The 15,781-nt window shown below is 37.5% G+C and carries 13 protein-coding genes; 4 read left to right on the top strand and 9 right to left on the bottom strand.

Annotated features, from left to right (window positions below):
• Positions 1–27: 27 nt before the first annotated feature.
• The 3 genes from H6G68_RS16810 to H6G68_RS16800 form a co-directional block, all read right to left on the bottom strand.
• Entirely contained in the window at positions 28–2,409 is a 2,382-nt protein-coding gene (locus H6G68_RS16810) for a phosphoketolase family protein (protein WP_190907665.1), read from the bottom strand.
• Positions 2,410–2,648: 239 nt separating this feature from the next.
• Positions 2,649–2,978, bottom strand: coding sequence for a helix-turn-helix domain-containing protein (locus H6G68_RS16805; protein WP_190907664.1), 330 nt, complete (start codon positions 2,976–2,978; stop codon positions 2,649–2,651).
• Positions 2,979–3,092: 114 nt separating this feature from the next.
• Complete coding sequence (locus H6G68_RS16800) at positions 3,093–4,574, bottom strand: protein kinase domain-containing protein (RefSeq protein ID WP_190907663.1); 1,482 nt, start codon at positions 4,572–4,574, stop codon at positions 3,093–3,095.
• A gap of 145 nt (positions 4,575–4,719) precedes the next feature.
• Between H6G68_RS16800 and H6G68_RS16795 the strand changes: the two genes are divergently transcribed.
• The gene (locus H6G68_RS16795) at positions 4,720–5,460 is read left to right on the top strand and encodes a dienelactone hydrolase family protein (protein ID WP_190907662.1); all 741 of its coding nucleotides are present in this window, start codon (positions 4,720–4,722) and stop codon (positions 5,458–5,460) included.
• Positions 5,461–5,571: 111 nt separating this feature from the next.
• A complete protein-coding gene (locus H6G68_RS16790; protein ID WP_190907661.1) occupies positions 5,572–6,423 on the top strand; it encodes a Uma2 family endonuclease in 852 nt (283 codons plus the stop codon).
• Positions 6,424–6,569: 146 nt separating this feature from the next.
• Here H6G68_RS16790 and rimM read toward each other — a convergent pair whose 3' ends face one another.
• Together rimM and H6G68_RS16780 are read right to left on the bottom strand one after the other, a co-directional pair.
• The gene (gene rimM / locus H6G68_RS16785) at positions 6,570–7,259 is read right to left on the bottom strand and encodes a ribosome maturation factor RimM (protein WP_190907660.1); all 690 of its coding nucleotides are present in this window, start codon (positions 7,257–7,259) and stop codon (positions 6,570–6,572) included.
• A gap of 5 nt (positions 7,260–7,264) precedes the next feature.
• The gene (locus H6G68_RS16780; protein ID WP_190907659.1) at positions 7,265–8,548 is read right to left on the bottom strand and encodes a valine--pyruvate transaminase; all 1,284 of its coding nucleotides are present in this window, start codon (positions 8,546–8,548) and stop codon (positions 7,265–7,267) included.
• Positions 8,549–8,908: 360 nt separating this feature from the next.
• Here H6G68_RS16780 and H6G68_RS16775 point away from each other — a divergent pair, with 360 nt between their 5' ends.
• Positions 8,909–10,018: an S-(hydroxymethyl)glutathione dehydrogenase/class III alcohol dehydrogenase gene (locus H6G68_RS16775; RefSeq protein ID WP_190907658.1), complete on the top strand. Its 1,110-nt coding sequence runs from the start codon at positions 8,909–8,911 to the stop codon at positions 10,016–10,018.
• 173 nt (positions 10,019–10,191) lie between these two features.
• Here H6G68_RS16775 and H6G68_RS16770 read toward each other — a convergent pair whose 3' ends face one another.
• The 4 genes from H6G68_RS16770 to H6G68_RS16755 form a co-directional block, all read right to left on the bottom strand.
• Complete coding sequence (locus H6G68_RS16770; RefSeq protein WP_190907657.1) at positions 10,192–10,884, bottom strand: manganese catalase family protein; 693 nt, start codon at positions 10,882–10,884, stop codon at positions 10,192–10,194.
• A 61-nt stretch (positions 10,885–10,945) separates the two neighbouring features.
• Positions 10,946–11,218: a GlsB/YeaQ/YmgE family stress response membrane protein gene (locus H6G68_RS16765; RefSeq protein ID WP_190907656.1), complete on the bottom strand. Its 273-nt coding sequence runs from the start codon at positions 11,216–11,218 to the stop codon at positions 10,946–10,948.
• 432 nt (positions 11,219–11,650) lie between these two features.
• Positions 11,651–13,033: an oxygen-independent coproporphyrinogen III oxidase gene (gene hemN, locus H6G68_RS16760; protein WP_190907655.1), complete on the bottom strand. Its 1,383-nt coding sequence runs from the start codon at positions 13,031–13,033 to the stop codon at positions 11,651–11,653.
• Between the two features lie 366 nt (positions 13,034–13,399).
• Positions 13,400–14,074: a biliverdin-producing heme oxygenase gene (locus tag H6G68_RS16755; RefSeq protein WP_190907654.1), complete on the bottom strand. Its 675-nt coding sequence runs from the start codon at positions 14,072–14,074 to the stop codon at positions 13,400–13,402.
• A 394-nt stretch (positions 14,075–14,468) separates the two neighbouring features.
• Between H6G68_RS16755 and H6G68_RS16750 the strand changes: the two genes are divergently transcribed.
• Complete coding sequence (locus H6G68_RS16750; protein ID WP_190907653.1) at positions 14,469–15,764, top strand: thioredoxin domain-containing protein; 1,296 nt, start codon at positions 14,469–14,471, stop codon at positions 15,762–15,764.
• The last annotated feature ends 17 nt before the right edge of the window (positions 15,765–15,781 follow it).

Genomic DNA, 15,781 nt, shown 5'->3' with positions numbered 1-15,781 from the left:
TACAAAAAACGTCCCTACATTCTCATTCTAATAAGTCCACTTCCAATCGCGGATTTCTGGCATATCTTCGCCGTGAGTCTCGATATAATGCTTATGTTCAATCAGCTTATCTTGCAGTTTTTGCTTCACATAAGCAGCTTTATAACCTAATTTTGGTACACGGTCTATCACATCCATTACCAAGTGGAATCTATCTAAATCATTCATCACCACCATATCAAAAGGTGTGGTTGTTGTTCCCTCTTCCTTATAACCACGGACATGAAGATTTTTGTGGTTGGTATGACGATAAGTGAGGCGATGAATTAACCAAGGATAACCATGAAAAGCAAAGATAATCGGTTTATCAGTTGTGAAAATAATATCAAAATCTTTGCTGCTTAAACCGTGAGGATGTTCACTTTGTGGCTGTAGTTTCATCAAATTAACTACATTCACTACCCGCACTTTTAAATCTGGGAAGTTCTGACGCAAAATATCTACTGCTGCCAGAGTTTCCAAAGTAGGAATATCCCCAGCACAAGCCATGACTACATCTGTTTCTCCATCTAAATCACTGCTGGCCCATTCCCAAATACCTAAGCCTTTGGTGCAATGTTTAATTGCCGAATCCATGTCTAAATATTGTAATGCTGGCTGCTTGCCGGCAACAATAACATTGACATAATGACGACTTCTTAAACAATGGTCAGTAACAGATAGCAAAGTATTAGCATCAGGTGGCAGATAGACGCGAACAATTTCGGCTTTTTTGTTCATTACATGATCAATAAAACCGGGATCTTGGTGAGAGAAACCGTTGTGGTCTTGTCTCCAAACGTGGGAGGTTAGCAGATAATTTAAAGAAGCTATAGGTCTTCTCCAGGGAATTTCATTAGTTGTTTTCAACCATTTGGCGTGTTGGTTGAACATGGAATCAATGATGTGAATAAATGCTTCGTAACAGGAGAAGAAACCATGACGACCTGTGAGGAGATAGCCTTCTAACCAGCCTTGACAATTGGTTTCACTGAGGACTTCCATGACTCGACCGTTGGGTGATAAATGGTCATCTTCTGGGAGAATTTCAGCAACCCAAGTGCGGTCTGTGACTTCTAATACTGGGTCTATGCGATTTGATGCGGTTTCGTCAGGACCAAAAACTCGGAAGTTGCGGCTTTCTTCGTTGAGTTTCATGATATCCCGCAGGAATTTACCACTAACTTTAGTAGCTTCTGCGATCGCTTTACCAGGAGAAGGAACAGGTACAGCATAATCTTCAAATTCGGGCATAATCAAGTCACGCAGCAAAATACCACCGTTTGCGTGGGGATTATCTCCCATGCGACGTTGACCTTGGGGTGCTAGTTCTGCAAGTTCGGGAATTAGTGTACCGTTAACATCAAAGAGTTCTTCTGGCTTATAACTCTTCATCCAATCTTCTAGAAGTTGCAGATGTTCCGGTTTACCAGCTATATCACCAAAGGGGACTTGGTGCGATCGCCAATAATCTTCTGTTTTCTTCCCGTCAACTTCTTTCGGACCAGTCCAACCTTTAGGAGTCCGCAATATAATCATCGGCCATTGCGGTCGTTCTTTGAATCCATGTACCCGCGCTTCTCTTTGGATACCTTGAATTTCAGGAATAATGGTATCTAATACTGCTGCCATTTTTTGGTGAACATCCACAGGGTTAGAACCTTCGACAAAGTAAGGTTTATAGCCATAGCCGATAAACAGGCTTTCTAATTCCTCATGGGGTATCCGTGCTAATACTGTGGGATTGGCAATTTTGTATCCATTCAAATGCAGAATTGGTAAAACCGCACCATCAGTAACGGGATTGAGGAATTTGTTAGAATGCCAACTGGTAGCTAATGCGCCGGTTTCCGCTTCTCCGTCTCCGACAACCGCAGCGACAATTAAATCAGGGTTATCAAAAGCAGCACCAAAGGCGTGAACTAATGCATAACCTAATTCTCCCCCTTCATGAATAGAACCAGGGGTTTCTGGGGCGACGTGGCTAGGAATACCACCAGGAAATGAGAATTGTTTGAACAGTTTTTGCATCCCTCCAGCATCTTCGGAGATGTTGGGGTAATATTCGCTGTAAGTTCCTTCTAAGTAAGTGTTGGCGACGAGTCCGGGGCCACCATGTCCAGGGCCTGCTATGTAAATTGTACTTAAATCGTACTTTTTAATGACTCGGTTGAGGTGGGCGTAAATCAGGTTTAGTCCTGGTGTAGTTCCCCAATGTCCTAATAGTCTGGGTTTGACGTGTTCTTGTTTTAGTGGTTCTCTCAGTAGGGGGTTGTCGAGGAGGTATATTTGCCCGACTGAGAGATAGTTAGCTGCACGCCAGTAGGCGTTGATTTTCTGTAATTCTGTGTCTGATAATGGCTTTATTTGTGGAGTGCTGGTAATGGTCATTTTAAACTCCAAAATGGTATTTGCACGAATGGTGTCAGTGTATTGATTTGCTGACTCTGTGTCATCTTACCTGTGATTAATTTTTTTGGTGGGAAGTTAAATATTTTTTTTATCTCACGCAGAGACGCAGAGGCGCACAGAGGAGGAAATGATTTTAAAGTTATTTTTTCTTAAAATAAAAGTAGGTTGGGTTAGCGACAGCGTAACCCAACATTTATTAGTAGTAATATGAACTTAAATTAAGCTATTCTTTGATAAACAACATTAATTTGAGGATTAGATTTATTTGAAATTTGATTTGTTACCACTATTTCTATATTTTGTACCAATTTTATTAAGTAAGTTAATAAATTCTCAATTGTAAAATCTTTGAGAATCCCATTACTTAAATTATTTACTTTTTCAATTTCTAACCCTAAAAGTTGTGCAGCTTGTTGAGGTGTGATTTTTTGCTGTTCTAAAATATCAGCAATGACAGAAGCTAATTTAACTTTGGCTAGTTTTTCTTCGGCATTAGCAAATCCTAAATCTTGAAAGATGTTGCCGGAACTGATTGTATAATCTAACATAATTTTTATATCATGATTATCTAATTTGTGAAATTTTCATTGCTGTGTGTAATCGCTGTTGAATTAAATCAATAAAGCTGATAAAACAGCGAAATTAATTCCTACTGTAATTGACTAATTAAGCTGCTGTGATTGCTTTAATGAGTCATTCAAATCATTCCAATTTTTTATGCTATCCATAAAATCTTTCAGGCTATTCATAAAATTAATTAACTCTTGATTATCTGGCTTAATATCGATTGCCTTTTCGCATGATTGTATTGCCTCTTCATGCCTTTCCAATCTGAATAGACTGACACTTCGAGACCACCAACCAAAATAGTTGTCAGGTTTAATGGCAATAACTTTATCGAAGGATATAATCGCTTCTTCATATCTTTCTAATTTATTTAGGGTAGAACCTCGCCCATACCAAGCATGATCGCTATCAGGTTTGATAGTGATAGCTTTGTTATAGGATTCAAGTGCTTCCATGTACCTCTGTAATTTTTGTAGGGAAAAACCTCGGTTATACCAAGCATTATCATCATCAGGATTGATAACAATGACTTTATCGAAAGATGTGAGTGATTCTGTATACCTTTCTAAATTACCTAGAGCAACACCTCGACTATGCCAAGCATTATCATCATCAGGATTGATAGCAATGGCTTTATCATAAGATATAATTGCTTCTTCGTAAAGTTTTAACTCAAGTAGCTTATTTCCTTCTTCAAACCAATCTTTACTTGATTGAGTTGGTGTTAATGGAAGCATATTTTGCTGTTTAACAATTCCAAAAATTTGATTTAATTCCTCTAAAGCTTCCTTTGCATCTCGATAACGTTGTCGCCAATCATAACGTACCATTTTATTTATGAACTGCTCCAACTTATCACTTACTTGAACTTGATCACTCCAAACAATTTCCCCATCATTATCTTCGTCGTGTGGTAATAAATGGGGAGACAGATCAATTAATGCCTGAATTGCTGTCATCCCCAAAGCATAAATATCACTACTCAATTTAGGTTTACCGATAGCCTGTTCTGAAGGCATATATCCCCATGTTCCAATGTTAATAATACTACTGCTAGTGAAGCCAGATTTAAGAGCAATATTAGTATTAATTTGTTTGACTATTCCAAAATCAATCAATACTAATTTTCCATCTTTGCGGCGCATTATATTTGCAGGTTTAATATCACGATGAATAACTTTATTGTCATGAACATAAGCCAATATTTCTAAAATGTCTCGTAACAGTTGAATTACATCATCTTCACTCAACTTTTTGCCAGGACTTATTTCTTGAGTTAAATCATATCCATCAATCAATTCTTGAATCAGATAAAATTCTTGATTCTCCTGAAAATAGGCATACAATTTAGGTATTTGATCGTAATTTTGTCCTAATTGATATAAAATTTGTGCTTCTTGTTCAAATAAACGGCTAATATCTCGGTCAATTTCTGTAGGTTTTAACCGTTTCACGACACAAGTCGGTTTAGGAGTAACGGGAATATCTAAATCTTCTGCGAGGTAAGTTTCACCAAACCCACCTGCACCTAGTTCTTTGACAATCTGGTAACGTTGACGGAGGATATTACCAATCATAGGATGTTGCTTTTATAACCCTGTTTCTGTATATCATAACTCAGAGATCCCTGGCTTCTTTAAACAATCGGGTATTTTGGGAAAATTTACTGATTATTATTAAATCTGAAGAATTACAAATTAACACATTACCAAAAAACGAAAAATGCAAATCGTTAAACGCAATATTGAATTAAGAGTAGATGATAGCTTAATGCGGGTTTATGTTGCATCTCCTAAACCAGAGGGTAAATATCCAGGAATTGTTTTTTACAGTGATATTTATCAGTTAGGTGATGCCATAATTCGGTTAGTTAATTATTTAGCTGGTTTTGGTTATGTTGTCGCCGCACCGGAAATTTTTCACCGCATTGAACCTGTGGGTTCTGTGATTGAACCTAATGATCTTGGCAGAATGCGCGGTAATGATGATGCACGACGCACGTTAATTTCTGAATATGATGCTGATACTCGTGCTGTAATTGATTTTCTCAAAAATGATAATTCAGTTATTGCTGATAAAATCGGCACTTTGGGTTTTTGTATTGGTGGACATTTAGCTTTTCGCGCTGCTTTTGAAAGTGAAATTAAAGCTTGTGTTTCTTGTTATCCTACTGGTATTCCTAGCGGTAAATTAGGTAAAGGTGTGGCGGACACTATTCACAGATTTGAGGAAATTAAAGGAGAAATGTTGTTAATTTTCGGAACTCAAGATCCACATATTCCAGAAAATGACCGACATACGATAATTAATGCTTTAGAAGCTGCAAAAATACCTCATCAACTTTTCTGTTATGAAGCGGAACATACTTTTATGAGAGATGATGGTTATCGTTTTGATGCTGTTGCTGCTACTTCAGCTTGGGGAGAAATTATCGCTTTCTTGGAACGGAAATTTAAAAGGTAATTATAAACATAGATCCTCGACTTTTTAAAGAGGTCAAGGATCTTGTTGTTCTTGTATTATAAGAGTTTGTTAAACTAGAATTTAAGGAAGCGAAATTTATTTAATTTATTTATGACTTTCTCCCCTCTCCTGATTTCTCAATCAGATCCTCCCCTTCCCCCTTGGGAAAACCTACCGACAATGTATGATTTACCTAGTGAAAACCCAGAGGAACCCGGTTTGCCAGACGAATTTCATTTTTTACAACCTTTACTTTTATACCTAACCTTTCAACCTATAAACTGGAGTCCAGAACTTGTTTATAGTGCTGCGGATCTTAATCTTTATTATGATCTTGAACATCCTTTATGGTATAAACGTCCAGATTGGTTCGGTGTTGTTGGAGTTTCCAGGTTATATAAAGGTCAAGATTTACGTTTAAGTTACGTTACTTGGCAAGAAACAGTAAATCCTTTTGTGGTGGTAGAATTATTATCTCCTGGTACAGAAGATGAAGATTTAGGTAATAAGGAAAGTCAAAAAGATAAACCTCCGACAAAATGGGAAGTTTATGAGCGCATTTTGCGGATTCCTTATTATATTGTTTTTAGTCGTTATACTAATGAACTCCGCCCATTTAATTTAGTCGGTGGTCATTATGAACCGATGAATTTGACTGAAGGGCGTTTACCAATGCCAGAATTAGGGTTAAGTTTAGGATTATGGGAAGGTTCATTTCGAGGGATTTCTAAGTTGTGGTTAAGGTGGTTTACACTCGAAGGAGAATTAATTCCTGAACCTACAGAGGAAGCTGTTGCTGCTACAGAACAAGCTGCTGCTGCGACAGAAAGAGCTATTCTTGCTGAGGAAAATGCTAAAGAAGCTAAACAAGAAGCGACTGAAGCAAAAAGAAAATCTGAACAATTAGCAGAAAGGTTGCGTCAGTTAGGCATTAATCCTGATGAATTAGATGATGATTTATAGTTAGTATGCAAATCCCCAATTTGTTAAAGAAGTCGGGGATCTCAATTTCACTCTATTGGTAGGTTTTGTTCAGCGATAGTGCAACTCAATAAAGTCTCGATCATGTTGGGTTTCCTTGCGTCAACCCAACCTACAATTATTAAAAACTAATCATTAATTGACAACAAACCGGGGGGAGGAGTAATTTCAACTCGACGGGTTTCTAAATCTACAACAGGAACAATTTCCATAACAAAAGGAATTAAAACATTTTTTCGTTCTTTTTCCGTTGCTGGTTCTTCTTTATTAGTTGCAAAAGCTGGATCTAATTGTACTTCTAATAAATCATGACCTGAAGGTAATATATCCACCACTGTTCCTACAAATTCCCCAGATTCTTGCATGAAGACTTGCAATCCTATCAAGTCTAAAACATGATATTCCCCTTCGTCTAATTCTGGGCGATCGCTAATTGGGACAAAAAATCGACAATCACGCATATTTTCAGCTTGATGGCGATCGCTTACTCCCTCCAATTTAATCACATAAAGATTCTTATTCTCAATATACCGCCCATCTAATAACTCTACCTGTTGAAGTTCTGTTTCCCCTGGACGTAATAACCAGCGTGTTCCCGGTTCCTCAAAGCGTTCGGGAAAGTCAGTATTAGGATAAACCCGCAACTCCCCAGCTAAACCTTGAGGTGAAACAATTTTACCAATTTCCAACCAATCATCAAGATTGGGAACTGGGGACTGAGGCTTAGGAGTTTTAGGTTTAGGAGGGCGGGGAGACCCCGCCCCTACAGCCTTCCCTTGCTTCTTCTTCTTCGCGTTCTTTGCGTCTTCGCGGTTCATTTCTCTTACACACTCACAGGCGCAACTTGATAAACTCGTTCAGCAACCTTAGCTAAACGCTGCATACCGATAGTAATTTCCTCATCACTACCAGTTAAACTAATTCGCAGACATTGGTGTTTGTGTTCCCACTCCTCTTTTAAACCAGGGAAGAAACTACTACCAGGGACAACAATGACACCCACTTTCTTTAATTCCTGGTAAAATTCCCAGTCAGTCATGGGTAAATCTTGCAACCATAACCAACCAAAAATCGCTCCTTCACCACGATGTAAAAACCAAGGTAAATTTTTGGGCATTGCTGCTTCTAAAGTGCTTTCTAACACATCAAACTTTTTCTGGTAGAAAGGACGAATTACATTTTCAGCAATATTCGCTAATGTACCTGATTCTATCGCACGAGCAGCGATCGCTTGACCATATCGAGAAGAATGAATTCCCACATTGGTTTGGAAACATTCCAAAACCTGAATTAGCTTTTCATCACCAATTGCTACCCCAATTCTTTCTCCTGGCAATCCGGCTTTTGATAAACTCATACAGTGCAGGATATTTTCCCCAAATACCGGAGTCATTTCTGTGAAGTTCAACGCCGGGAAAGGAGGTGCATAAGCTGAATCAATGAACACAGGGACATCATAAGGTGCAGCTAAAGCCGCAATTTTATGAACTTCATCATTAGTTAAAACGTTACCCGTAGGATTGCAAGGACGAGAGAAAATCACACAACCAGTATTTTCTGTAATCGAAAGTTGGTTAAAATCAGGACGATATTTAAATCTGTGGGCGGCTGTATCAATATCTAGAGTGGGTTTATAGGCAACCAAAGCTTCTGGGAATAAACAAACACCACCATAGCCAGTATAATCTGGACTTAATGGCAGCACAATCTCTTTTAAACCGCCATCAATCGTATATCCACCAAAAGCATTAGCCGCGTAAAAATAGATAGTTTGACTACCCGCAGTGATTAAAATGTTACGCTCAGTTAAACTTAACCCATAACGCTGGTTAAAATCCTTGACAATTGCGTCAATTAATGGTGAGTAGCCTTGACTAGAACCATAACGACATACAACTTCACCATATTCAGAACTAGCTAATAAATCTGCTGTGCAGTCCCGCCATAACTGTTCTACCTCTGGTAAAATCAACGGGTTTCCCGCACTCAAATTATATAATTCCTGTCCCTTACTAGCTCTGAGGGTTTCGTTAATATCTTTCATAATCGCTCTCACACCAGTTAAGTTAGACATTTGAGAGCCAATTTTAGTAAGGGCAGGTTTCATAGGCTTTTGTACAGACTTAAATAATCGCAGAAGTGGATAAATTAGACAGTGGTTGCGGCCCAGACAAAGACAGATGCTGCCGCCTTTTACCACTCTAAACCAGTGAATGCGATTTTAACAAACTCTGGGAGTTCTTGAGTTTGAGCAATGTATAAACAACGAAAGAAAAAATAAAGCCCCACTTGTGAGGTGGGGGATTTCTCTTGTAATCGTACAAATGTACTATATCAAAAAGTCGTTTGGCAAGTGGTTACTAAAAAAATCTTTATGCATATCATATAAAAGACAGCAAAATCATAAATTTATGTATCCATTTGCTGAGATAAACTCATTAAAAGTCAATATCAGGAGAACTAAATTTTGGAAGTTAAAGCAGCAGTAGCTTACAGCCCAGGTAAACCGCTAACGATTGAAACCGTACAATTAGCAGCACCACAAGCTGGAGAAGTATTAATTGAGATTAAAGCCAGTGGGGTATGTCATACTGATGCTTACACTCTTTCCGGTGTTGATCCTGAAGGGTTATTTCCGGCGATTTTGGGACATGAAGGCGCTGGTATAGTGGTAGAAGTAGGGGCTGGAGTAAAAAGTGTAAAACCCGGAGATCATGTAATTCCCTTATACACACCCGAATGTCGCCAATGTGAGTATTGCTTAAGTTTTAAAACCAATCTTTGTCAAGCAATTCGCACTACACAAGGAAGAGGTGTCATGCCCAACGGTACTAGTCGTTTTAGTATCGGTGGAGAAATGATTCATCACTACATGGGTACATCAACCTTTGCTAATTATACCGTATTACCAGAAATTGCCGTTGCCAAAATTCGAGAAGACGCACCTTTTGATAAAGTTTGTTACATTGGTTGCGGTGTGACTACAGGTATAGGTGCAGTAATCAACACAGCTAAAGTAGAACCAGGTGCAAATGTTGTAGTTTTCGGTTTGGGTGGTATTGGTTTAAATGTCATCCAAGGGGCGCGAATGGTAGGTGCAAATATGATTGTTGGGGTAGATATCAATCCCAACAAACGGGCTTTAGCAGAAAAATTTGGCATGACACATTTTGTCAATCCCCAAGAAGTTGCAGGTGATTTAGTTCCTTATTTAGTAGATTTAACAAAAGGCGGAGCTGATTATAGTTTTGAATGTATTGGTAATGTTAATGTCATGCGTCAAGCATTAGAATGCTGTCATAAAGGTTGGGGAGTAAGTGTAATTCTAGGTGTAGCTGCTGCGGGAAAAGAAATCAGCACTCGTCCATTTCAATTAGTCACTGGAAGGGTTTGGAAAGGTTCAGCATTTGGTGGTGCAAGAGGACGTACAGATGTGCCAAAAATTGTAGATTGGTATATGGATGGCAAGATAAATATTGATGATTTAATTACCCATATTATGCCAATTGAAAAAATTAATGATGCTTTCGATTTGATGCACAGAGGAGAATCAATTCGCAGTGTAGTGACGTTTTAAATTATTGACTGATGGAAATCTAACTTGCATATTATCTATCATTAAAACTCTGATGGTAGAGCCACTGCCTGGGGCGGATTTACCGACTTTTAGCAAGTGGCGCTGGAAGGGTGGACAACTAAAAGCCCACCCTATTTAATGCAAAATTGTAGCCAATTAAAATCCATCAATCATTAAGAATGAGTTTCTAGGGGATTAGCGATGTATTGAAATGTTGGTTCAGAATTCCAAGGACCGCGCTCATTTTGCTCGTTGCCATTTGTCGATAAGTTGTAGTAGAGAGAAACGCTTTCATCAGGTTGAATATTCCCAAAAAGAGGATCAGTCAACTTACCCAAAGACTCCAAAGCCTTCATAAACATCTGGGTATGAGAAATTTCTCGCGTTAATAGATGCACTAAAGTGTTTTTAGTTCCCTCATCTGTTGCCAGCTTAATTAACGCTTCATAGGTTTGACGAGCGCCTGCCTCCGCCGCAATATTAGCACGTAAATCACGCACAACATCGCCGCCTTCATTCAAGTATTTTGCACTCCAAGCATTACCTTGACTATCAAGAAAATGGGGACCAACTCCTCGGATCGCAAAAAGAGTACTTTTGTAAGCTTCTGTTTGATCGGAATTTTTGGTATGAGATTCGATGAGTTTACCCACCATCTCTAAATGCCCAAACTCTTCAATTGCAATATCTTGGAGCATATCGCGGATACCAGGATTTTCTACATGAAAAGATTGTACCCAATATTGCAAAGCTGCTGAAAGTTCCCCTGTTGCTCCTCCGAATTGTTCTAGAAGTAATTGTGCAAAACGGGGGTTAGCTTCATCAACTTTGACTGCATGAATAGGTTCTTTTTTGTGGAAAAACATACAACTAATTCAAAATTTACAGCGAATTTACATCAAATCCAAAACAACGTAAAATCCAAATTTAAGCTCTACTACTACTTTTAAATAATCCCCATAGATAAATCGCAATTATTGCCCCAATCATTCCTACAAAAAGTCCAGGAATACTTAAACTAGTAGATGTCAATTGCAGGGTTCCTGTTTGGATTAGTGTGAACAAAGTCCCACCAATAAAAGAGCCAACAATACCTAAAATTATGGTTGAGAGAATTCCGCCACCTTGATAACCAGGATAAACAGCTTTAGCAAGAGCGCCAGCTAATAGTCCTAGAACTATCCAAGCAATTATATTCATTATTTTTTCTTTCCTTAAAAATCTCACTCATCCAGTATTAAACTTATCAATTATTAATTACCTTTCTTTCTACCAAATGAGATAAATGTAAAAATCAAAAGGTAGACTTATTAAAAATAAACTTATTTTTTTGTATTTCTTGTATTTTCAATTGTGCTACTATAGTGCAGCAGATTGCAGGTGAATAAAGTAAGATACTTCTTGACAAAGCCCAGGAAAAAAATAGGTTTATTACTAACCGCTAAAAGCTGCTGTACCCATATTTAAGCGTCGTAATATTACTTTTGGATGATGCATAAAAATAGGTTGTGTCATATTCGGGACTGGTAACAGGTAAAGGTAATAATAAAGTGAAAATTCAGAAGTCAAAACCAATAAATTTCTACTTACTCCATTACCAATTACCAATTACCAATTACCAATTACCCATACTTAAATTGCGCGAGAGAATTTTGTCTCTCTGGTTCTTGTATGAGTATCGAAGATGACAGCAATATTTCTTACCAATAATCTACCAGTATCGGTAATTTGGATTTCATCAGCTAATAAATTGACTAATCCATCAGCTTCTAAGGGTTTTAACTCCTCTAATTCGGGAGAGAAATACTGATCAAAACTGATGTGGTATTTGGCTTCAATGTCTGACTTATGTAGCTGAAAGTGAGACATGATAGACATAATGACATCCCGTCTGATGATATCATTCTGGCTTAGTTTGACACCTTTACTAGTAGGGATTATACCTGCTGTAACGGCTTGGTAATAGTCCTTCAATCCTTTGTGATTTTGAGCATAAGCATCTTCTAGCATACTAATCGATGTGGAACCAAAACCAAAAAGTTCCGTTTCCGCGTGAGTAGTGTAACCTTGGAAGTTACGTTTTAGAGTACCATGACGTTGAGCGATCGCTAATTCGTCATTAGTTTTCGCAAAATGATCCATCCCAATAAACAGATATTCGTTACTTGTTAACTCCTCGATAGTCATTTTCAGCATATCTAACTTTTCCTGTGCTGCGGGTAATGCATCTTGGGGAATCCTTTTCTGCACAGGTTTCATCCACGGTACATAAGCAAAATTAAACACCACAATTCTATCAGGATCTAAAGCAATGGTCTTGTGTATAGTTTCCCGAAAAGTCTGAAGATTTTGGTAGGGTAAACCATAAATTAAATCCACATTCACACTATCAAATTTAGCTTCTTTAATCCAACCCATTGCATCAAACAGCATTGCTTCTGGTTGAATACGGTTCACCGCTACTTGCACTTGTGGGTTAAAATCCTGGATACCAAAACTAATGCGATTAAAGCCAATATCTTTCAGAAACTGGATGTACTCTCTAGTCACATAGCGCGGGTTAATTTCAATTGAGACTTCAGCTTGCGAATCAATGTTGAAATAATGATTAATCTTGTTCCACAAAAATTCAACTTGGTGAAGTTCCAAATAATTAGGTGTACCACCACCCCAATGAACCTGAAGCACTTTCCTACTTGTGTCAATCAAAGCTGTGGTGTTTTGGATTTCTTGCACCAAATGTTCTAGGTAGGGTTTGGCAATATTCTTATTACTAGAAATCACCGTATTACAGCCACAAAAATAGCAAGCACTCTGACAAAAGGGAATGTGGAAATACAAAGATAGGGGTGTTTGTCGTTGATTAGAAGCAGTAATTGCAGCTTGAAAATCCTTAGTAGTGAATGTCTCACTTAATTCTGTAGCGGGTGGGTAGCTAGTGTATCTGGGTGCGCGAGTATCATACTTCTTAATCAGATCCAGATCAAATTTTACACCAGGTAATAGAAAGACCATCAAAACCTCCGAGTATCTTTAAGTTTAGTTCCTAGTGGTCATAGCAATTTTGAATTGGGAATACTCACGGTTATTTTTCCCAATTTGGTGTTGTAAGATTGACAATTTTTTTGATTACTAATTGCCAATATATTTGTATGCTTCAGTTTAGAAGACTGAAACGAACTAGCTAGGACTTACGTTAAGAAACCCGGTTTTGATCAAAAATACTATAAACCAGTTGTAGTAAATAGAATTCACGACTACACAAACTAGTTTAGTTGTGAATTCTACTATTTTTAATAAACCGTAAAAGACGCAAAATAACAAGAGTTTAAGAGATATTTTGCGTAATTCATAATTTCATTAATTTGCAGAGTTACCTAATCAAATTAAGTCATTATACGTAGCTCGACCAAGAGCTAGAATTAAAATACTTTCTAACTCCTTAATTATCTGCGTATTCAAGTAAAAAGCATGGTTAGCTTCTGCTACAATTTTATCAGCATTTGTATCATCTACAGGTACTGTATCTAATGCTTGACGATACTTGTTTTTGAATGCTTGCTTATCTGGAATTTGCTCAAAGTTGTAAAAGGAAGTTCCTTCATATCCAGACAATTTTAAAGCTGACTGAGCAATTTTTTGTAGCATTTGTCCTCCAGAAAGATCACCCATATAACGAGTATATGAATGACCTAACAATAATGCAGGTTCATGAGCAGATATTTCTTGAATACGAGCAATGTAATTTTGAGCAGCAGTTGAAGGTGAGATTCTCTTGTACCATTGACTTCCATAATAAAACTCCATGTCTTTTTCTAGGGAAGCTTGGCGCTTTAGTTCAGGAAAATAAACTACACTAATAACAGGATGTTGTTTATTTTTCTCAATTGCTGCTTCTAGTTCACTGTAAACAAAATACAAATTCTTCAACAACTGAATAAAGCAGTCTCTATCAATAACACCTTGGACAAAACATTTCATGAAGCCGACATTTTCTGCGTCTGTATGAGCTTGTTGAGTACCAGAACGCAGTTTGATTGCTAAATTATTACTCATTATTGCTTCCTTCTTGTTCAAGTGCAAAGTTTCTAGAATGTCACCGACTTGTTTATCAGTTCACCGTCGATGTCACAGTGAGAAGATTGCTATTGTAGAGATATGGACTCTCTGCACTAATCTATCCAGCAAATATCACGGCTGAATATATCCTGGCTATTTTGATCTCTTACAAAATATTTAACTATTAATCTTCTTAATAAATATAAAGATATTCATATTTCTTTAGACTTTCCTGAGTAAATTTACTCTACATGTTGCTTTTCAAGGCAAAATTACCTTAGATATGGAATAATTACTTAATTTCATGTATATAACCAGAAAAATTAGCAAGTAGATATATCAAAAATTAAGTGCCATACTGGGAACATTCAACTAAATCACTTTTAAAACCATGAAGTTTACTAATTTGCAACTCCCATTTATTTTTATTTTAGCTGGTTGCGTTTTTTCCCAAGCTGGTTATACGCAGGATACCAATTTAAACACATCAAAACTAAGTGAAGAAGTTACAAGATTACGTCAACAGGGAGCAACGGGATTACAAACCTTTCTCAAATCCCATGCTAATGAATTAACATCCCAACCTTCACCACAAATCAAAACAGCTTTAGACATATTGTGCCAACAACGAGATTGTTATGCATCTAAATTGTATTGGTACACGGATTTAGAACAAGCTAAAGCTGCTGCTAAAACTAGTGGTAAACCAATCCTTTCTTTGCGGTTGTTAGGTAGATTAGATACAGACTTGAGTTGTGCTAACAGCCGATTTTTTAGAGTAGCATTATATCCAAATGCAGAAATTTCTCAACTATTAAGAGAAAACTTTATTTTGCATTGGCAAACAGTACGTCCTGTACCCAAAGTAACAATTGATTTTGGTGACGGACGCAAGTTAGAAAGAACAATTACGGGGAACAGTATTCATTACATTTTAGATAGTTCTGGTCGTCCCATTGATGCTATTCCCGGACTGTATGGACCAAAAGCTTTTCTTAAACAACTAAAAGAAGCAGAAATAATTGCAACAGAGTTGGGTAAAAGTAGCGGTACAAAATACGAAAATTTATTACAACAGTATCATCTACGTCAGCTGGATGGAATTCAAAACCAATGGAGAGCAGATTTATCCCAATTGGGTATTCAGTCTCCACCTCAGTTAGTACCACTGACCAATAATTCTACTTTATCTCCTAGTGCTGGAGTTGCAGGTTCTCTCGCAGTTTCTAAGTCCGTCGTAGAAAGACCTATTATCAATGCGATTCAACCTGAGACATTAGATAATAAATCTAATCCTTTAGAAATTATTGATCAGGCAACTTGGAACGGATTAGCGCAAATATACCAAAGTGATGCTAAACTTGATGGTAATAGTATAGCTTTAATTCAAGCTAAGAAGTTACCAAATACAACCAGCAAAAATAATTTATCCAGAGTAATTAGTAATTTTGAAACAGTCATGGCTCTGGATACAGTGAGAAATGAATATATGCTACATAGGCAAATTCATCAATGGTTTTCCCAAAGAAATGAAACATTAGATGTCAATAAACTCAATGAAAAAGTTTATGCTGAACTGTTTCTAACTCCTAGTTCTGATCCTTGGTTAGGTTTGGCAAACAATGATACTTATAGTGCAATTGATAACGGTGGCATTATTGAGAATTCTGCATCACTAAGCCGCTAAAAATTCATCCAATTACT

Source organism: Anabaena catenula FACHB-362 (assembly GCF_014698735.1).
Classification (GTDB): domain Bacteria; phylum Cyanobacteriota; class Cyanobacteriia; order Cyanobacteriales; family Nostocaceae; genus Anabaena; species Anabaena variabilis_A.
Note: the sequence above shows the minus strand (reverse complement) of the source record. Positions and strands in the feature narration are given on the sequence as shown.

Coding starts and splice junctions, on each gene's coding strand:
- H6G68_RS16810 (WP_190907665.1), bottom strand. CDS start 2,409: ATGACCATTACCAGCACTCCACAAATAAAGCCATTATCAGACACAGAA.
- H6G68_RS16805 (WP_190907664.1), bottom strand. CDS start 2,978: ATGTTAGATTATACAATCAGTTCCGGCAACATCTTTCAAGATTTAGGA.
- H6G68_RS16800 (WP_190907663.1), bottom strand. CDS start 4,574: ATGATTGGTAATATCCTCCGTCAACGTTACCAGATTGTCAAAGAACTA.
- H6G68_RS16795 (WP_190907662.1), top strand. CDS start 4,720: ATGCAAATCGTTAAACGCAATATTGAATTAAGAGTAGATGATAGCTTA.
- H6G68_RS16790 (WP_190907661.1), top strand. CDS start 5,572: ATGACTTTCTCCCCTCTCCTGATTTCTCAATCAGATCCTCCCCTTCCC.
- rimM (WP_190907660.1), bottom strand. CDS start 7,259: ATGAACCGCGAAGACGCAAAGAACGCGAAGAAGAAGAAGCAAGGGAAG.
- H6G68_RS16780 (WP_190907659.1), bottom strand. CDS start 8,548: ATGAAACCTGCCCTTACTAAAATTGGCTCTCAAATGTCTAACTTAACT.
- H6G68_RS16770 (WP_190907657.1), bottom strand. CDS start 10,884: ATGTTTTTCCACAAAAAAGAACCTATTCATGCAGTCAAAGTTGATGAA.
- H6G68_RS16765 (WP_190907656.1), bottom strand. CDS start 11,218: ATGAATATAATTGCTTGGATAGTTCTAGGACTATTAGCTGGCGCTCTT.
- hemN (WP_190907655.1), bottom strand. CDS start 13,033: ATGGTCTTTCTATTACCTGGTGTAAAATTTGATCTGGATCTGATTAAG.
- H6G68_RS16755 (WP_190907654.1), bottom strand. CDS start 14,074: ATGAGTAATAATTTAGCAATCAAACTGCGTTCTGGTACTCAACAAGCT.
- H6G68_RS16750 (WP_190907653.1), top strand. CDS start 14,469: ATGAAGTTTACTAATTTGCAACTCCCATTTATTTTTATTTTAGCTGGT.